The sequence below is a fragment of the Streptomyces sp. NPDC017940 genome (genome assembly GCF_044328435.1).
GTDB lineage: Bacteria > Actinomycetota > Actinomycetes > Streptomycetales > Streptomycetaceae > Streptomyces.
Genome location: NZ_JBIRHJ010000004.1, coordinates 497,816 through 514,432 on the forward strand (window position 1 = coordinate 497,816; position 16,617 = coordinate 514,432).

Sequence of the window (16,617 nt, forward strand, 5' to 3'; positions counted from 1 at the left end):
CCGTAGCGGGGGTGCCCGAACGAACCCCGCTACGGCGCCACGAAGCGCACGCCGTCGGCGCTCGGCACGATCTCGACCTCGTCGCCGAGTGCCCACTCGGCGACGCGTGACACCGTCGCCGCGGGGACGGCGTCGCCGATGCCCGCGGCGGCCGGTATGTCGTACGTGCCGTGGGCGTCGTGCGCGATGACGACGCGGAAGTCGAGGTCGAGGGCCGTGCGGGCGGTGGCGCTGACGCACATCTCCGACATGACGCCGCAGACGGCGAGCGCGGTGACGCCCCTGCCCCGCAACAGCTTCTCGAGTCCGGTCTCCTCGAAGCCGTCGTCCGCGGTCTTGCGCAGCACCACCTCACCGCGTTCGGTGTCCACCGGCAGATGGACCTCCCAGCTGGGCGTGCCCACCTCGTCCGGCGCGCCCTCGGGGCCGTCGTTCTGCAACTGCACGACGAGGGCGCCGGCCGCGCGGGCCCCGGCGATGAGCTGTTCGGTGCGGGCGAGGACGGTGGCGGCGTGGGGCACGGCGTCCGCACCGGTGACGAAGGCAGACTGCATGTCGACCACGATCAGTGCGTGCACGGGGTCGTCGGTGCGGGTAGGCGAACCTGTGTCTGAAGCTGGGGAGTCCAGGGACCCGGCGGGCGTGGCCGCGACGGGCTCGGGACGGCTGTCGGTGTTCATGGGCGCCATCATGCCCGTGGCCGCGCCGGCCGCGCCCCTCAATTCGATCGGAGTGCTGGTGCGGTGAACTCGGAAGTCATGGTGCTGCTCGCCGTGGCCGCGGTCCTCGTGGTCGCGATGCTGGTGGTGGCCGTCGTGCTCCTGGTACGGCTCGTCCGCACCCGCCGCGCGCTGCGGCGGGCCGGGCTGCCGACGGGGCGGGCGTGGGTGTTCTGGGGCGCGATCGGCTATCTCGTGCTGCCCGCCGACCTGATGCCCGACCCCGTGCTTCTGGACGACATAGGTGTGCTGTTCCTGGCGCTGCGGTCCCTGCGGTCCGGTGCCGAGCCGCCCTCCGGAGGGGGTGGGGAGGTGCTCAGGACTCGGGAGGGGCGCTCGGGCGCAGCACCGGGCGGCGCAGCAGACGCGCCTTGGTGAGCAGGGCGTGCATCCGCTCGGTGACCTGGCCGAGGTCGTCGACGTGTTCATGGAACTGAAGGCGTACGTCGGCCTGACTGCTGACGCGTTCCAGACGCAGCGTCAGGCCGTACCGGTCGATGGCGAGCGGTTTGACGGCGACGACGCCGGCGAGGCTGTCCGCGGAGATCAGCCGCGTGAGCTGCTCCACGGCCTCCGGATGGGCGTCGGCGAGATGCGTGAGCAGCCGGGACTCGGCCTGCGCGAGCGGGTCGGGGTCGGTGAGCGCGAACTCGTCGAGGTCGATGCCCGTACGACCGCCCGCGTCGTGCAGGACCACGCAGACCGGATCGAACACGAGGTGGTCGCGGGTCGTGGTGAGCGTGCCGGAGAGCCAGAGCCGTGAGCGCACCCGGTCCCTGATCGGCACCGGGGCCACGTCCGCGAACTCCAGGAGCGTGGACGGCTCGCCGCGCGGGGCGCAGATCAAGGCGGCGGCGAGCGCGCTGTCCTCGGGCGGGTGCAGGATCACCGTGCCCCGTTCGCTCACGGTGTGGGCGCCGACGAGATCGTCCCTGCCGATCTCCGTGGTCACCGCACAGGACCAGGCGGTGGTGAGCACGGAGCGGGCGCGCGCCGCCGCGGTGGGCATGGTCGTGCTGACGTGTCGGACACCCATCCTGAACCTCCATTAGGTAAGCCTTGCCTAACTTATCGGAGATCGGGGCGTGCTGCCAGCAGGCGTGAGCTGCGGTGTGCACGACGAAGGCCGCCCTCGAGCGACAGTCGAGGACGGCCCTGGCGCCGGTCCAGCGGAGGCGGCCCGCAGTCACGGCGGGCGCGGCCCGCCGCGGAGGCGGACACGGTCTAGTGCCCGCGCGCGATCCACTCGTCGAGCTGCGGCGCCTCCGCGCCGATCGTCGTGCTGTCACCGTGCCCGGTGCGCACCACTGTCTCCGGGGGCAGCGTCAGGAGCCGTTCCCGGATGGACTCCACGATCGTCGGGAAGTCGCTGAAGGAGCGGCCCGTCGCGCCGGGCCCGCCCGCGAACAGCGTGTCCCCGGTGAAGACGGTGCCGAGCGACGGCGCGTACAGGCTGACGGCGCCGCGGCAGTGGCCGGGGGTGTGCAGCACCCGCAGCACCGTCCCTGCCACCGTCAGCTCCTGCCCGTCGGCGAGTTCGCCGTCGGGTGCGCGGTCCGGGTGGGTGAGCTTCCACAGCTCCAGGTCGTCGGGGTGCAGCAGGATCGGGGCGCCGGTGCGGGCCGCGAGGGCCGGTGCGGCGTCGACGTGGTCGTCGTGGGCGTGCGTGCACACGATGGCGACCAGGCGCCGCTCGCCCAGGGCGGCCGCGATGGCTTCGGCGTCGTGCGCCGCGTCGATGACGACGGCCTCGTGGTCGTCGCCGACGATCCAGACGTTGTTGTCGACGTCCCACGTCCCGCCGTCGAGCGAGAACGTGCCGGAGGTGACGAGATGGTCGACGCGCGCGGCGCCGCCCTCGCCGGGGGCGGTCGCGGCGGTCATCAGAACACCACCACCGAACGCAGCACGTCGCCCTGGTGCATCCGCTCGAAGGCCTTCTCGACCTCGTCGAGCGCGATCGTCTCGGTCACGAACGCGTCGAGGTCGAGCCGTCCCTGGCGGTAGAGGTCGATGAGCATCGGGAAGTCGCGCGAGGGCAGGCAGTCCCCGTACCAGCTCGACTTCAGCGCGCCGCCGCGGCCGAAGACGTCGAGCAGCGGCAGGTCGATGCGCATGTCCGGTGTCGGCACGCCGACCAGGACGACCGTGCCCGCCAGGTCCCGGGCGTAGAAGGCCTGCTCGTACGTCTCCGGGCGGCCGACCGCCTCGATGACGACGTCGGCCCCGAATCCGCCGGTCAGTTCGCGGACGGCCTCGACGGGGTCCGTGGAGCGCGAGTTGACGGTGTGGGTGGCGCCGAGACCGCGCGCGGTCTCCAGCTTGCGGTCGTCGACGTCGACAGCGATGATCTTCGCCGCGCCCGCGAGGCGAGCCCCGACGACGGAGGCGTTGCCGACGCCGCCGCAGCCGATGACCGCGACGGAGTCGCCGCGGCCCACTCCGCCGGTGTTGATGGCGGCGCCGATCCCCGCCATCACCCCGCAGCCGAGCAGGCCCGCCGCGGCCGGGGAGGCCGCCGGGTCCACCTTGGTGCACTGCCCGGCCGCGACGAGCGTCTTCTCCGCGAACGCCCCGATGCCGAGCGCGGGCGCCAGTTCGGTGCCGTCGGCCAGGGTCATCCTCTGCTTGGCGTTGTGCGTGTCGAAGCAGTACTGCGGGCGCCCGCGCAGACAGGCACGGCACTGCCCGCACACGGCCCGCCAGTTGAGGATCACGAAGTCACCGGGCGCGACCTCGGTGACGCCCTCGCCCACCGACTCCACGACGCCCGCCGCCTCGTGCCCGAGCAGGAACGGGAACTCGTCGTTGATGCCGCCCTCGCGATAGTGCAGGTCGGTGTGGCACACCCCACACGCCTGGACCTTCACCACGGCTTCACCCGGCCCCGGGTCGGGCACGGTGACCGTCTCGATCCGCACCGGCTCACCCTTCGCCCGTGCGACCACTCCCCGCACTTGCTGCGCCATGACTCTCGCCCTTCTCTCGCCTGCGTACGTCCGTCCGGCACGGCCGCCACGAGGGCGGACGCGCCGGTACGAGGAGCCTACGGGTCCGCGCACCTAGGCTGTGGACGTGCGCGTATCCGCTGCTCAGACGCTGCTGCCCGTGAACGCCGCGCTCGCTGCGGCGCTGGTGGTGCTGCTGCTCGTCGCGGCGGCGGCGGCCGCGGTGTTCCGGCTGTCGCCCGACGCGTCGCGGGGCCGCGCACGGGAGGTCGTCGTGGCCGGGGTGCGGGCCGCGGCCCAGCTCGGCGCGGTGTCGCTGCTGATCGGCTGGGTGGTGCACCACGGGGTGGCGCTGTTCGCCTTCCTGCTGCTGATGTTCGCCGTCGCCACACGCACCGCGGGGCGCCGCGTCACCCCGAACGCCACCTGGTGGTGGGCGGCCGTGCCCCTCGCCGTGCCCGTGGTGCCGGTCGTCGCGGCCCTCGCGCTCACGGGTCTCGTGCCCGTGGACGGCATCGCGATGATCCCCGTGACCGGCATCCTCATCGGCGGCGCGCTCACCGCGACGGTCCTCGGCGGCCGTCGCTCCCTCGACGAGCTGCGCACCCGCTGTGGCGAGTTCGAGGCGGGCCTCGCGATCGGCCTGCCGGAGCGCGACGCCCGTCTGGAGGTCGTCCGCCCCGCCGCGTCCGACGCGCTCCTGCCCGGCCTCGACCAGACCCGCACGGTCGGCCTCGTCACGCTGCCCGGCGCGTTCGTCGGCATGCTGCTCGGCGGGGCTTCGCCGGTGCAGGCGGGCGCCGTGCAGCTCTTCGTGCTCATCGCCCTGATGGCGGTGCAGGCGGTGGCCGTCGCGGTGACCGTGGAGCTCATCGCGTACGGGAAGCTGCACCGCGAGCCGGACTCCGCCCGGGACCGGCGCGGAGAAGCCGCCCGTGCGGGCGTGGTACGGCGCAGGCCGTAAGCTCCGCGGCATGTCTGTTTACGACGCGATCGACATCGACAGCCTCCAGGGCGGACCCGCCGACCTCTCCCAGTACCGGGGCAGAGCCGTCCTGGTCGTCAACGTGGCCTCCAAGTGCGGTCTCACGCCCCAGTACACCGGGCTCGAGCGCCTGCACGAGCGGTACGCGCCGCACGGCTTCACCGTCATCGGCGTTCCCTGCAACCAGTTCATGGGCCAGGAGCCCGGCACGTCGCAGGAGATCGCCGAGTTCTGCTCCGCCACGTACGGCGTGACGTTTCCGCTGACGGAGAAGGTGGAGGTGAACGGCGACGGGCGGCACGCCCTGTACGAGCGGCTCGTGCCGACGGCCGACGCGGAGGGCCACACCGGGGACGTCCGCTGGAACTTCGAGAAGTTCCTGATCTCCCCCGACGGCGAGGTCGTCGCCCGCTTCTCCCCGCAGACCGAGCCCGACGCCCCCGAGGTCGTCGCCGCCGTCGAGGCGAACCTGCCGTCCGCTTAGGCCCGGGCACGCGCCCGGGCCCTCCACAGCCACGACGGCGTCCTGGGCGTCCGGCGGTCGACGACGTGCGGTCAGGGACGGCGGTTGTGCGTGCCCGGCGTGTACCCGAACGACCGCCGGAAGACATCGATGAACGCGCTCGTCGACGACCAGCCGCAGTGGTGGGCCACGGTCGTGACGGGCGTGTCGTCCGCGAGCATCCGCAGGGCGTGGTAGAGGCGGGACTGGGTGCGCCACTGCGGGAACGTCATGCCCAGTTCGGCACGGAAGAGACGGCTGAGGGTGCGCTCGCCGACTCCGGTCGCGGCCCCGAGCGCGGCGAGCGTACGGGGGTCGGCGGGGTGGTCGTGGACGAGCGAGCAGACGGCCGCGAGGCGGGGGTCGGTGGGCGTGGGCAGCTGCATCGGCTGCTGCGGCGACGCCCGTAGCTGATCGAGCAGGACGGCGCGCAACCGGCCGCGTTCGGGGCCGGTCGCGGCGGGCACGCGCGTGTACTCGACGATCAGCTCCCGCAGCAGCGGGCTCACGGTCAGGACCGTGGGGGCGTCCAGGTGCAGCGGGTTCTCGTCGGCGGGCAGGCCGACGAAGTGCGCGTTCAGGCGGCCGTGCGCGCGGTGGGCGTGGACGGTGCCCGCGGGTACCCAGATGGCGCGGTTGCCCGGCGCGAACCACGTGCCGGCCTCCGTGGTGACGGCGACGACCCCGGAGCCCGGCAGCACGATCTGGTGGTCGTCGTGCCGATGGGCGTCGATGCGCTCACCGGCGGCGAGGTGCCGGACGTGGGTCGGCGCCGTGGGGGTGTGCCGGACGGCTTCCGGCACGGGGGCCTTTCCCGGGCGGCGGGCGGTTCCCGGCAGGGGCGCCTCCCCCGGGCGGCGGACGGCTCCGGGCAGGGGCGCCTCCCCCGGGCGGCGGATGGCTCCGAGCAGGGGCGCCTCCCCTGGGCGGCTGGCAACTTCCGGCACGGACACCTCCCCCCGGCGACCGAAGGCCTCTGGCACGGCTGCGTCACCTCCGACGCGGGCCTGGCGGAAAATCGCTACAGGCTGGCACTTTATCGGAAGCCCGACAGCGGTCACGGTGGCGACCATCGACGGGTGTCCCCGAAGAAGCCCCTCACCCTGCTGTCCCTCAGCCACGCCTGCGTGGACGTGTACCAGGGCTCGGTCGCCGCCCTCGTACCGTTCTTCGTGTCCGAGCGCGCCTACTCCTACGCCGCCGCGTCCGGCATCGTCCTCGCCGCCTCACTCCTGTCGTCCGTGGTGCAGCCCCTGTTCGGGGCGCTCACCGACAAGTGGGCGCTGCCGTGGCTGCTGCCGGTCAGCTCGCTGGTGGGCGGCGCGGGAGTGGCGCTCAGCGGCGTCGGCGGCTCCTACGCCCTCACGCTGGCGGTCGTCGCCGTCTCCGGGATCGGCGTCGCGGCGTACCACCCCGAGGCCGCCCGCATGGCGCGGGTCGCGAGCGGCGGCAGCCACACCGCGATGGGCTGGTTCTCGTTGGGCGGCAACGTCGGCTTCGCCACGGCCCCGCTGCTGGTCGCCGCCGTGATCGCGGCCGGCGGCCTGGGCGCGTCCCCGCTGCTCGTCGTGCCGGCCGTCGCGGGCGGGGCCCTGTGCGCGGTGGCGCTGCGCGCGCTCCGGGCGCCGGGCACGGCCACGGCCACCGCCCGCGGCGGCGACGCGAACGGCCACGACGACTGGCCCTCCTTCCTGCGTCTCTCCGGTGCCGTGGTGTGCCGCTCGATCGTCTTCGTCGGCCTGAGCGCCTTCATCGCGCTGTACGTGCGCGAGCGCACCTCCGGTGGTGGGTTCGCCGGTACGGTCGCGCTGTTCGTGCTCTATCTCGGCGGCGCGGTGGGCACGGTCGTCGGAGGGCGGCTCGCCACCCGGTACAGCCGCGTCACGGTGGTGAAGTGGTCGTACGCGCTGAGCGTGCTCGCCGTCGCCGGAGTCGTCCTCGTCCCCGGACCCCTCCTGTACCTGTTCGTCGTGCTCACCTCCGCGGGCCTGTACGTGCCCTTCTCCCTGCATGTCACGCTCGGCCAGGACTACCTGCCGCGGCGCGTGGGCACCGCGGGCGGTGTGACGCTGGGGCTGACCGTCAGCGTCGGCGGCGTGGCGAGCCCCGCCATCGGCGCCCTCGCGGACACGACGTCCCTCCGGACCGCCCTGGCACCCCTGATCGTCCTGCCCGCCGTCGGCTGGCTGCTGCTGCGCCCCCTGCGCGAGCCCGCCATGCCGGAAGCGGTCCCCGTGCCGGAAGCCGCGCCCGCCGAGGACTACCGCTCCCCCGAGCGAGGTTGATGCATGCCGATGCACACGGCCTGCCGGGCCCGCGCTCTCGGCGGGCGCGATACATCCACCCGGGCCAAGCCGATCTGCGCGGCCGGAAGCCCGCTTCTACGGTGGCTGAATGGTCACCAGGTACCTTTCGCGTCCGCTCGGGCGCGCCACCGTCCTGCGCGCCGCGGCCCTCGCCGCCGGCGCCTCGGTCTGCCTGTCGGCACCGGCGGCCGGCCTGTCGGCGCCGGGCGTCGCCGCCGAGCCCGCGCCGCCGAAGCCGCTGCCCGCGTACTCCTCGTCCCTGCTCGACCGGCCCGGTGTCCAGGTGCGCCCGGCAGTCGGCGTCCCACTGGCCCCTCGTGACCTGACCGCCCGCTCCTGGCTGGTGTCCGACGCCCGCACGGGCGAGGTGCTTGCCGCGCACAACGCGCACCGTCGGCTGCGGCCCGCGTCCACCCTGAAGTCCCTGTTCGCCCTGACGGCCCTGCCCCGGCTGCACCCGGACACCCCGCACACGGTCACCGACCGCGAACTCCGCAAGGTCGGCGGCGGCAGCAGCCTGGTGGGCGTCGACGCGGGGCGCAGGTACCGGGTCGCGGACCTGTGGCGCGGGGTGTTCCTCAGCTCGGGCAACGACGCCGTGCACGTACTCGCCGAGATGAACGGCGGCTGGCGGCACACCGTGCGGCAGATGCAGGCCAAGGCCCGCGAGCTGGGCGCGAGGGACACCCAGGTGGTCTCGCCCGACGGCTACGACGCCCCCGGCCAGGTGTCGTCCGCGTTCGACCTGGCGGTGTTCGGCCGGGCCGGTCTCGCCGATCCGCAGTTCGCCCGCTACTGCTCGACGGTGCGGGCGCGCTTCCCGCACGGCGACTGGTCGTACCCCATCCAGAACACCAACCGCCTCCTCACGGGCGCGGACGGCGTGGCCCCCTACCCCGGCCTGATCGGCGTCAAGAACGGCTACACCAGCGGCGCCGGGCACACTCTCATCGCCGCGGCCCACCGCGGCACCCGCACCGTGCTCGTGACGGTGATGGACCCGGGCGGGGGCGGCTTCTCCGTGTACGAGGAGGCCAGGACGCTGCTGGACTGGGGCTTCAGCGCGGTCGGCCGCGTACAGCCGGTGGGGTCGCTGCTGCCGGCGAGGCCGCGCAAGGCCCCGGACCGCGACCTGCGCAGCGCGGCGGCCGCGATCGTGCCGCCGGGGCGGTCCAACGACTCGTCCTCGCTCGCCCTGGTCCTCGTCGGCGTGGGCTCGGCCGCCGTTCTCGCCGGGTGCCTGGTGCTCGTACGCCGCCGGGCCGCTACGGTGGCCCGACGCAGGGCCGCGGGAGGGGAGTTCATCCGGTGAGCGAGTCGTTGGGGGTGGCCGTGCTCGGCGCGGGCCACATGGGCGCCGACCACATACGGCGCCTCGCGCGGTCCGTGGCCGGGGCCCACGTGGTGGCCGTCGCGGATCCCGACCGGGCGCGGGCCCGTGCCGCCGTGGCCGGGCTCGGCGGCGTACGCGTGCACGCCGACGCGCTCGCCGCCGTCGCGGAGCCCGGCGTGGGTGCGGTGCTCGTGGCCTCGCCCGAACACGCGCACGAGGAGGCGTTGCTCGCGGCGCTCGACCGGGGTCTGCCCGTGCTGTGCGAGAAGCCGCTCGCGCACGACGCCGCGGCCGCGCTGCGCGTGGTGGCGGCGGAGGCCCGCGGCGGGCGGCGGCTGATCCAGGTGGGGTTCATGCGCCGCTACGACGCCGAGTACTTGGGGCTGAAGGCGCTGCTCGACTCCGGCGGCATCGGCAGGACCCTGATGCTGCACTGTAGGCACCGCAACGTGGCCTCGCCGCCGCACTTCACCTCCGCGATGCTGATCAGCAGCTCGGTGTCGCACGAGATCGACGCGGCCCGCTGGCTCCTCGGCCAGGAGGTGACGGCGGTGACCGTGGTCAGGCCGCGCCCGTCGGCGAGCGCCCCCGCCGGTCTTCAGGATCCGCAGCTCGTGCTCCTCGAGACGGACGACGGCGCCGTCGTGGACGTGGAGATCTTCGTCAACTGCGGCTTCGGCTACGAGGTCGCCTGCGAGGCGGTCGGTGAGAGGGGCAGTGCCCGCATCGGCGACGAACCCGCGATGGTGGTGCGGTCCGCGGGCCGCGCCCAGCAGGAGATCGCCCAGGACTACGTGGTGCGGTTCGCCGACGCCTACGACCGCGAGGTGCGCGAGTGGGTGGCGGACGCGCGGGAGGGCCGGGTGACGGGGCCGAGCGCGTGGGACGGCTACGCGGCGGCGGCCGTCGCCGAGGCGGGGGTGCGGGCGCTCGTCGACGGCGGCAGGGCCGAGGTCGGCCTGGCCGAGCGCCCCGCCTTCTACCGCTGAGCCGTCGGCTCGCGGAGCCTTGTGGGCCACGGCGCCGTCGGCTCACAGCCGCCACTGGGCTCCAGCGCCGTCGGCTCGCGGCGGCCCGCGGGCCACGGCCTCACCGCACCGCCGTGCCCCTGCCGCTCACACCCCGCCCAGGAGCTGGTGGAGCCCTCGGTCCAGGTCGCCGTCCGCCTCCTCGTCGCCCGCGCCCACCACGGCGTACGACCGCATCAGGAACCGGCGCAGGGCGGCGCGGTCGAACTGTACGAGGGCAAGGCCGTGGACCGCGTGGAACTCGAGGACCGTGCGGGCCCGGCCGCACGGCCAGATGTGCACGTCCCCCGTGCCCGCGGGCGCGCCGAGGCCGGCTTCGAGCAGACCGCGGCCGAAGACCCAGGTGACCTCGGCGCCGTCCAGGGACACCTCGGGAGGGAAGGAGATCTGCACGGCGAGCGGGTCGGCCGCGGTGTAGCGCAGCGTCACGGGGATGGGCCGTTCACGCCCCTCGGGGGTGATCAGACGGGCGCGGGCTGACTGTTCGAGCGTCACGGCCATGGTCGTTCTCCACTTCTCCTGCTTCCTTGCCCCTTCGACCCCGTTGCGGGTGCCCGTATTACGCAAGCGCACAGAGAGATCCGTGTGACCTACACCACTCCTCTCCGACAACAACCCACACTCGCCCCCACCTGCACCTCCACAGATCCACCCGGCACCGGCCCCGCCCGTCACCGGACCGGACCGATCCGCGGCGGTGAGCGCGGCCGGGGGGTTCTCGACGAACGCGGGGCGAGCGGGTAGGAGTACGGGCGTGTCCCCTTCCTCACTGCCCTCGTCGCCCCAGCCGCCCGCCGGGCCTCCCCGCGCTCCGGGCCGCGTGTCCGCGCGGGCGGCCGTCGCCGCCGTGGCGTCGGACTTCGCCGACCTCTCGTACCCGTCGCGGGCGGGGCGGCCGGACGGCCCACTGGCGTGGGCGGGGTACGACGAGGCGCGGGCCGTCGCGCGTGCGCGTACGGGTGAGACGGAATCCGTGATCGCGGGGACCGCGACGGTCGCGGGGGAAGCGGCCGTCCTGGTGTCCTTCGACTTCCGGTACCTGGGCGGGTCGCTCGGCGAACGCACCGGAGACCGGCTGGAGGCGGCCTACACGGCCGCTCGCGAACGGGGCCTGCCGCTCGTCTCGCTCATCGCGACCGGCGGCAGCCGCATGCAGGAGGGCATGCGCGCCCTGCACCAGCTCCAGCGCGTGGCGGCCCAGTCGGTCCTGAACCGTGCGGCGGGGCTGCCGCAGATCGCGGTGCTCCGCGACCCGACGACGGGGGGCGGCTGGGCCACGCTCGGCGCGGGCGCCGACGTCGTCCTCGCGCTGCCCGGCGCGCAGGTGGGCTTCGCGGGGTCACGGGTGAGGCCGCCGGACGCCGACCCTGACGCGTACACGGCGGAGGCACAGCTCGCCGCGGGCGCGATCGACGCCGTCGTGGCGCCGGAGCTGCTGCCCGCCCGCCTCGGCCGCTGGCTGCGGCTGCTCACCACGCCCGCGAGCGGCGCGCCCGAACCGCCGCGCGCCCTCGGCGCCACGACCCTGCCCGCCACCGGCTGGGACGCGGTGCACCGGGCCCGCGCCGCCGGGCGGCCGCGCGCCGAGGCCTACCTAGACGCCTACTTCGACGTCCGCGAACCGCTCAGCGGCGACCGCTGCGGCGGCGCGGACGACACCGTGCTGTGCGGCTTCGGGCTGCGCGCGGGCCGGGCGGTCGCGTACGCCGCCCAGACCGGGACGCCCACCCGGCCCGCGGGGTACCGCACCGCGGCCCGCCTCGTCCGCCTCGCCGACCGCCTTTCGGTTCCCGTGCTCACCCTCGTCGACACCCCCGGCGCGGCCAACGACGCGGCGGCGGAGCGGGCGGGCGCGGGCGCGGCCATCGCGGACGTCTTCGCGGCGGTGGCCGCCGCGCGCGTCCCCGTCACGTCCCTGGTGATCGGCGAGGGCGGCTCCGGCGGCGCCCTGGCCCTCGCCGCGCCCGGCGACACCTGGGCCACGCCGAACAGCTACTTCTCGGTCATCGGCCCCGAGGCCGCGGCCGCCATCCTGAAGCTCCCCCACGAGGACGTCCCCGACCTGGCGGGACGGCTGCGGCTGCGCCCGCAGGACCTGGTGGAGCTCGGCGTCGTACGCGCGGTCGTGCCGCACTGAAGCCGTCCACCGCTGCCCGGGGGCGGGCCCCGCACCCCGTCCCGAACGCGGTCCGTGCCTTGGGCCGTACCGTGCGGGATCGGGCCCCGCGTTGCAGGATGGCCGCATGTTGTTTGTCCGGGTGGCGGAAGTGTCCAAGGGTGTGGCCGCGACGTCCGCGCGGTCACGGAAGATCGAACTCCTGGCCGAGTTGTTCCGGGCGGCGGAACCCGACGACGTACCGCTCGTCATCCCCTATCTCGCCGGACGGCTGCCGCAGGGCCGCATCGGGGTGGGGTGGAACGCCCTCAAGGACCCCGTCGCCCCGGCAGCGGTGCCGACGCTCACCGTGGGGGACGTGGACCGCGCCCTCACCGCGCTCGCCGGGGTGGCGGGGTCGGGCGCGCAGGCCGAGCGCAGGCGCCTCGCCCAGGAGTTGCTGGGCGCGGCCACGGAGGTGGAGCAGCGTTTCCTGCTGGGGCTGCTGACCGGGGAGGTGCGTCAGGGCGCCCTCGACGCGGTGGCCGCCGAGGGGCTCGCGCGTGCCACCGGGGCGCAGGCCGCGCCGGTGCGGCGCGCGGTGATGCTGGCGGGGTCGCCCGCCCCGGTCGCGCGGGCGCTGCTCGCACGCGGGCCGGAGGCGCTGGAGGAGTTCCGGCTGACGGTGGGCCGTCCCGTGCAGCCGATGCTGGCGCACAGCGCGCCGTCCGTGGGCGAGGGCATCGAGAAGCTCGGCCCGTGTGCCGTCGAGGAGAAGCTGGACGGCATCCGCGTCCAGGTGCACCGCGACGGATCCGACGTACGCGTCTACACCCGTACGCTCGACGACATCACCGCCCGGCTGCCGGAGGTGACGTCCGCCGTACAGGAGTTGGCGGCCGAGCGCTTCATCCTGGACGGGGAGGTCATCGCGCTCGGGCCCGACGGGCGGCCGCGGTCCTTCCAGGACATCGCGGGGCGGGTGGGGTCCCGGCTCGACGTGGCGACGGCGGCCGCCGAGATGCCGCTGTCCCCGGTGTTCTTCGACGCCCTGTCCGCCGACGACGAGGACCTCCTGGACCTGCCGCTGCGGGAGCGGCACGCCCGCCTCACGCGCCTGGTGCCGGAGCCGATGCGGGTCCGCCGCACGCTGGTGCCCGACCCGGCGGACGAGGAGGCCCGCCGGGCCGCCGACGCGTTCTTCGCCGACACCCTGGCGCGCGGCCACGAAGGCGCGGTCCTGAAGGGGCTCGACGCCCCCTACAGCGCGGGCCGCCGCGGTGCCTCCTGGCTCAAGGTCAAGCCCGTGCACACCCTGGACCTGGTGATCCTCGCGGCGGAGTGGGGCCACGGCAGGCGTACGGGGAAGCTGTCCAACCTGCATCTGGGGGCGCGGCGCGACGACGGGACGTACGCCATGCTCGGCAAGACCTTCAAGGGCATGACCGACGCGATGCTCACCTGGCAGACCGAGCGGCTGCGGGCGCTCGCCGTCGAGGAGGAGGGTCCTGTGGTGCGGGTCCGCCCCGAGCTGGTCGTGGAGATCGCCTACGACGGGTTGCAGCGCTCCACGCGCTATCCGGCGGGGGTGACGCTGCGGTTCGCACGGGTGGTGCGCTACCGGGAGGACAAGCCCGCCGACGAGGCGGACACGGTGGAGACGGTGCTCGCGCGGTACGACGCGCCGTAGTCGGGTCGCAGTCGGACGGCGGCCCGGTGCCGGGCACCGCCCCGTCAGCGGCGGCGGGGGCGCCCCCGGCCGCGGGCCGGAACCGCACGGAGAGGCTCTCGGTCCTGCCGGCGCCGTCGACGGTGACGGCCACGACCGTGCCCCGGACGAGGACACCGTCCTCCTGGAGCCTGAGCACCCGCGAGTGCCCCACGTATCCGAACAGGGTGACGACGACCGAGCCGACGACGACGAGCAGCGCGCCGAGCCAGAAGCGCTTGACGCCCCGGCTCACCCGGGGGCGGGGGTGTGGAGCCCGCGTGGTCGTGGGGGACATGCCCTCAGCGTGCCCGGCCGCCGTGCCGGAAGGGTGACGCCGATGTCGGGGGTACGCCACAGCGGGCCGGCCGTGCGCGACTGCCCGGGGCGCGGCGGACGAGTGATCTGCCGTCACTTCCGCGGCCCGGGCGGCGTTACGTGTTCCGGCAGCGCGCCGAGCGTCCCGTGATGCGGCGCCGCGACGGCCGGTCCGTCGCACGCCACGGCGCGCCCGAGGAACCCGAGAGACCCCAGGAACCCAGGAACCCCAGTAACCCCAGGAAACGGAGACCGAACGTGAACATCGCCAAGGCCGCTGCCGGAGTCGTCGGAGTCGCGATGGCGCTGGGGGCCGCGTCCCCCGCCGTCGCCAGTCACGAGTCGCACGGCGCCGGGGATCAGCTCATCACCAAGGACCTCAGCACGAAGTCCTTGAAGAACCCGGTCAAGGACCTCCACCTCGCCGATACCGTCGGTGCGGTCGCCGACACCGTCGACCGCCTCCAGACCGACCGCTTCACCACGACCAACGTCACCGGTACGACGACCATGGCGGGCAAGGTCGCCGACGTCGCGGGGCTGCGCTGAGCGGGCGTGCGGCGCGGCGGCGGGGTGGCAGCCCCCGCAGCGGGCGCCGCACGCGGCGGGTCGATCGGTCCCGGGCGGGCCGGGGGCGGGCTACTTGCGCGGCACTTCCCCGGACGCCGCCCCGTAGTGCCACCGCCCCACCGCAGACCACCAAGTATGGGCAAAATCGTCACCGATAGGGTGGCATGAGCACGAAATGACGACCCGTACCAGGGGAGAGCTGTGTCCGCTTCACGTATGAGCCGAACGCCGCTGCCAGGCATCGGCATGCGCTACGACCTGACCACACGCGAGCAGCAGCGCCTCTCCGTCGTGGCGCACCGGGACGGCAGCAGGACGCTCAGCGCCTACCGGTCCGACGACCCGGACGCCTGCGCGCTCTCGGTGCGGCTCGGCTCCGGGGAGGCGGCCGCGCTCGTGGACGCGCTGCTGCCGACGCACCACAGCCCCAATCTGCTGCACACCACCGATCTGGGCCTGGTCGCCGAGCGGATCGAGGTCGCGGCGACCTCGCACTGGAACGGCCGGGTGCTCGGCGACACCCAGTTGCGCACCGAGACCGGCGCGTCCGTCGTCGCCGTGCTGCGGCGGGCCGAGGCCATCCCCTCGCCCGCGCCGGACTTCCGGCTCGCGGGCGGGGACACCCTCATCGTGATCGGCACCCGGGAGGGCGTCGAGAGCGCCGCCGCGATACTCGGCCGGGAGTGAGCGCATGCACTCCGCCGTCCTGCTCATCGAGTTCGGCGCGATCATTCTCGCGCTCGGGCTCCTCGGCCGCTTCGCCGGCCGCTTCCAGTTCTCCCCGATCCCGCTCTACCTCCTCGCCGGTCTCGCCTTCGGTACGGGCGGGCTCCTGCCGCTCGGCACCAGCGAGGAGTTCGTCGCCATCGGCGCCGAGATCGGCGTCATCCTGCTGCTCCTGATGCTGGGCCTCGAATACACGGCGAGCGACCTCGTCAGCAACCTCAAGACCCAGTACCCGGCCGGGATCGTCGACTGCACGCTCAACGCGCTGCCCGGCGCGGCGGCCGCCCTCCTCATGGGCTGGGGTCCGGTCGCCGCCGTCGTCCTCGCGGGCGTCACCTGGATCTCGTCCTCGGGCGTCATCGCGAAGGTCCTCGGCGACCTGGGGCGGCTCGGCAACCGGGAGACACCCGTCATCCTGAGCATCCTCGTGCTCGAAGACCTCGCCATGGCCGTCTATCTGCCCATCATCACCGCCCTCCTCGCGGGTGTGGGCCTGGCCGCGGGCAGCCTCACCCTCGCCGTCGCGCTCGGCGCGGCAGGGCTCGTGCTGTTCGTCGCGGTGCGCTACGGCCGGGTCATCTCGCGCTTCGTGTCGAGCGACGACCCGGAGAAGCTGCTCCTGGTGGTCCTCGGCCTGACGATCCTCGTCGCGGGCATCGCGCAGCAGCTCCAGGTGTCCGCCGCCGTCGGCGCCTTCCTCGTCGGCATCGCGCTCTCCGGGGAGGTCGCCGAGGGCGCGCACAGCCTGCTCGCTCCGCTGCGGGACCTGTTCGCCGCGGTGTTCTTCGTCTTCTTCGGTCTGCACACCGACCCGGCGAGCATCCCGCCGGTGCTCCTTCCCGCGCTCGCCCTCGCCGCCCTCACCGCGTGCACGAAGATCGCCACCGGCTACTGGGCGGCACGGCGGGCCGGTATCTCCGTCAAGGGCCGCTGGCGGGCCGGTGGCGCGCTCGTCGCCCGCGGCGAGTTCTCCATCGTGATCGCGGGCCTCGCGGTCTCGGCGGGCATCGAGCCGTCCCTCGGCCCGCTGGCCACCGCGTACGTCCTGATCCTGGTCGTGCTCGGCCCCCTCACCGCCCGCTACGCGGAGCCGGTCGCGGCGCTGGCCGCACGGGTGTCGGGCCGCGACGGGACCGGGGCTCCCGGCGCTCGCCCGCAGGACCACGCCCCCGTACCGGAGGAGTCCGGCCAGGTCGCGAGCCACGGGCGGGACGCCTAGCGTGTGACGGGGGTGCCGCTCGAGGCGGGGGGTCTGGAGGTCACCATGGACCGTTCGCCCGGCCCCGACTCAGGCGCGGGCCCCGGCTCGGAAGGCGTTCCGGAGGGCGTACCGGACCGTACGCAGGAGAGCACACCGCACGGCATACCGGACGCCACGC

At 74.5% G+C, this 16,617-nt stretch carries 17 protein-coding genes; 11 read left to right on the forward strand and 6 right to left on the reverse strand.

Annotation, left to right across the window (positions count from 1 at the left end; translation table 11 throughout):
- Positions 1-29: 29 nt before the first annotated feature.
- A complete protein-coding gene (locus tag ACH4DX_RS16490; RefSeq protein ID WP_398155579.1) occupies positions 30-680 on the reverse strand; it encodes an isochorismatase family protein in 651 nt (216 codons plus the stop codon).
- A gap of 78 nt (positions 681-758) precedes the next feature.
- Between ACH4DX_RS16490 and ACH4DX_RS16495 the strand changes: the two genes are divergently transcribed.
- Complete coding sequence (locus ACH4DX_RS16495; protein WP_398155811.1) at positions 759-1,097, forward strand: YkvA family protein; 339 nt, start codon at positions 759-761, stop codon at positions 1,095-1,097.
- Here ACH4DX_RS16495 and ACH4DX_RS16500 read toward each other — a convergent pair.
- The 3 genes from ACH4DX_RS16500 to ACH4DX_RS16510 form a co-directional block, all read right to left on the reverse strand.
- Positions 1,036-1,755, reverse strand: coding sequence for a DUF2470 domain-containing protein (locus tag ACH4DX_RS16500; protein ID WP_398155580.1), 720 nt, complete (start codon positions 1,753-1,755; stop codon positions 1,036-1,038). The genes ACH4DX_RS16495 and ACH4DX_RS16500 overlap by 62 nt on opposite strands.
- Before the next feature lie 188 nt (positions 1,756-1,943).
- A complete protein-coding gene (locus tag ACH4DX_RS16505) occupies positions 1,944-2,603 on the reverse strand; it encodes an MBL fold metallo-hydrolase (protein ID WP_398155581.1) in 660 nt (219 codons plus the stop codon).
- Positions 2,603-3,688: an S-(hydroxymethyl)mycothiol dehydrogenase gene (locus tag ACH4DX_RS16510; protein WP_398118658.1), complete on the reverse strand. Its 1,086-nt coding sequence runs from the start codon at positions 3,686-3,688 to the stop codon at positions 2,603-2,605. The genes ACH4DX_RS16505 and ACH4DX_RS16510 overlap by 1 nt, the downstream gene beginning before the upstream one ends.
- A gap of 106 nt (positions 3,689-3,794) precedes the next feature.
- Between ACH4DX_RS16510 and ACH4DX_RS16515 the strand changes: the two genes are divergently transcribed.
- Together ACH4DX_RS16515 and ACH4DX_RS16520 are read left to right on the forward strand one after the other, a co-directional pair.
- Positions 3,795-4,631 carry an ABC transporter permease gene (locus ACH4DX_RS16515; RefSeq protein WP_398155582.1) on the forward strand — a complete coding sequence of 279 codons (837 nt, stop codon included), beginning with the start codon at positions 3,795-3,797 and terminating at the stop codon, positions 4,629-4,631.
- Between the two features lie 10 nt (positions 4,632-4,641).
- Complete coding sequence (locus tag ACH4DX_RS16520; RefSeq protein ID WP_398155583.1) at positions 4,642-5,136, forward strand: glutathione peroxidase; 495 nt, start codon at positions 4,642-4,644, stop codon at positions 5,134-5,136.
- Between the two features lie 71 nt (positions 5,137-5,207).
- Here the strand turns inward: ACH4DX_RS16520 and ACH4DX_RS16525 are convergent, their stop codons facing one another.
- Positions 5,208-5,957: an AraC family transcriptional regulator gene (locus ACH4DX_RS16525; protein ID WP_398118652.1), complete on the reverse strand. Its 750-nt coding sequence runs from the start codon at positions 5,955-5,957 to the stop codon at positions 5,208-5,210.
- 276 nt (positions 5,958-6,233) lie between these two features.
- Here ACH4DX_RS16525 and ACH4DX_RS16530 point away from each other — a divergent pair, with 276 nt between their 5' ends.
- From ACH4DX_RS16530 to ACH4DX_RS16540, 3 genes are all read left to right on the forward strand, one after another.
- On the forward strand, positions 6,234-7,439 hold the full coding sequence (locus ACH4DX_RS16530) for an MFS transporter (protein WP_398155584.1): 1,206 nt from the start codon (positions 6,234-6,236) through the stop codon (positions 7,437-7,439).
- A gap of 109 nt (positions 7,440-7,548) precedes the next feature.
- Entirely contained in the window at positions 7,549-8,772 is a 1,224-nt protein-coding gene (locus tag ACH4DX_RS16535) for a D-alanyl-D-alanine carboxypeptidase family protein (RefSeq protein WP_398155585.1), read from the forward strand.
- Entirely contained in the window at positions 8,769-9,782 is a 1,014-nt protein-coding gene (locus tag ACH4DX_RS16540; protein ID WP_398155586.1) for a Gfo/Idh/MocA family protein, read from the forward strand. The genes ACH4DX_RS16535 and ACH4DX_RS16540 overlap by 4 nt, the downstream gene beginning before the upstream one ends.
- 126 nt (positions 9,783-9,908) lie before the next feature.
- On the opposite strand, the gene ACH4DX_RS16545 is transcribed toward ACH4DX_RS16540, so the two are convergent.
- Positions 9,909-10,322 carry an SsgA family sporulation/cell division regulator gene (locus ACH4DX_RS16545; RefSeq protein WP_398118646.1) on the reverse strand — a complete coding sequence of 138 codons (414 nt, stop codon included), beginning with the start codon at positions 10,320-10,322 and terminating at the stop codon, positions 9,909-9,911.
- A 268-nt stretch (positions 10,323-10,590) separates the two neighbouring features.
- Here ACH4DX_RS16545 and ACH4DX_RS16550 point away from each other — a divergent pair, with 268 nt between their 5' ends.
- From ACH4DX_RS16550 to ACH4DX_RS16570, 5 genes are all read left to right on the forward strand, one after another.
- Positions 10,591-11,958 carry a carboxyl transferase domain-containing protein gene (locus ACH4DX_RS16550; RefSeq protein WP_398155812.1) on the forward strand — a complete coding sequence of 456 codons (1,368 nt, stop codon included), beginning with the start codon at positions 10,591-10,593 and terminating at the stop codon, positions 11,956-11,958.
- Between the two features lie 106 nt (positions 11,959-12,064).
- A complete protein-coding gene (locus ACH4DX_RS16555) occupies positions 12,065-13,606 on the forward strand; it encodes an ATP-dependent DNA ligase (RefSeq protein ID WP_398155587.1) in 1,542 nt (513 codons plus the stop codon).
- 594 nt (positions 13,607-14,200) lie between these two features.
- The gene (locus tag ACH4DX_RS16560; RefSeq protein ID WP_398155588.1) at positions 14,201-14,491 is read left to right on the forward strand and encodes a hypothetical protein; all 291 of its coding nucleotides are present in this window, start codon (positions 14,201-14,203) and stop codon (positions 14,489-14,491) included.
- 237 nt (positions 14,492-14,728) lie between these two features.
- On the forward strand, positions 14,729-15,199 hold the full coding sequence (locus ACH4DX_RS16565) for a cation:proton antiporter regulatory subunit (protein WP_398118640.1): 471 nt from the start codon (positions 14,729-14,731) through the stop codon (positions 15,197-15,199).
- 4 nt (positions 15,200-15,203) lie between these two features.
- Positions 15,204-16,457 (forward strand): cation:proton antiporter, encoded by a 1,254-nt coding sequence (locus tag ACH4DX_RS16570; protein ID WP_398155589.1) that lies wholly within the window; start codon positions 15,204-15,206, stop codon positions 16,455-16,457.
- Positions 16,458-16,617: the final 160 nt, after the last annotated feature.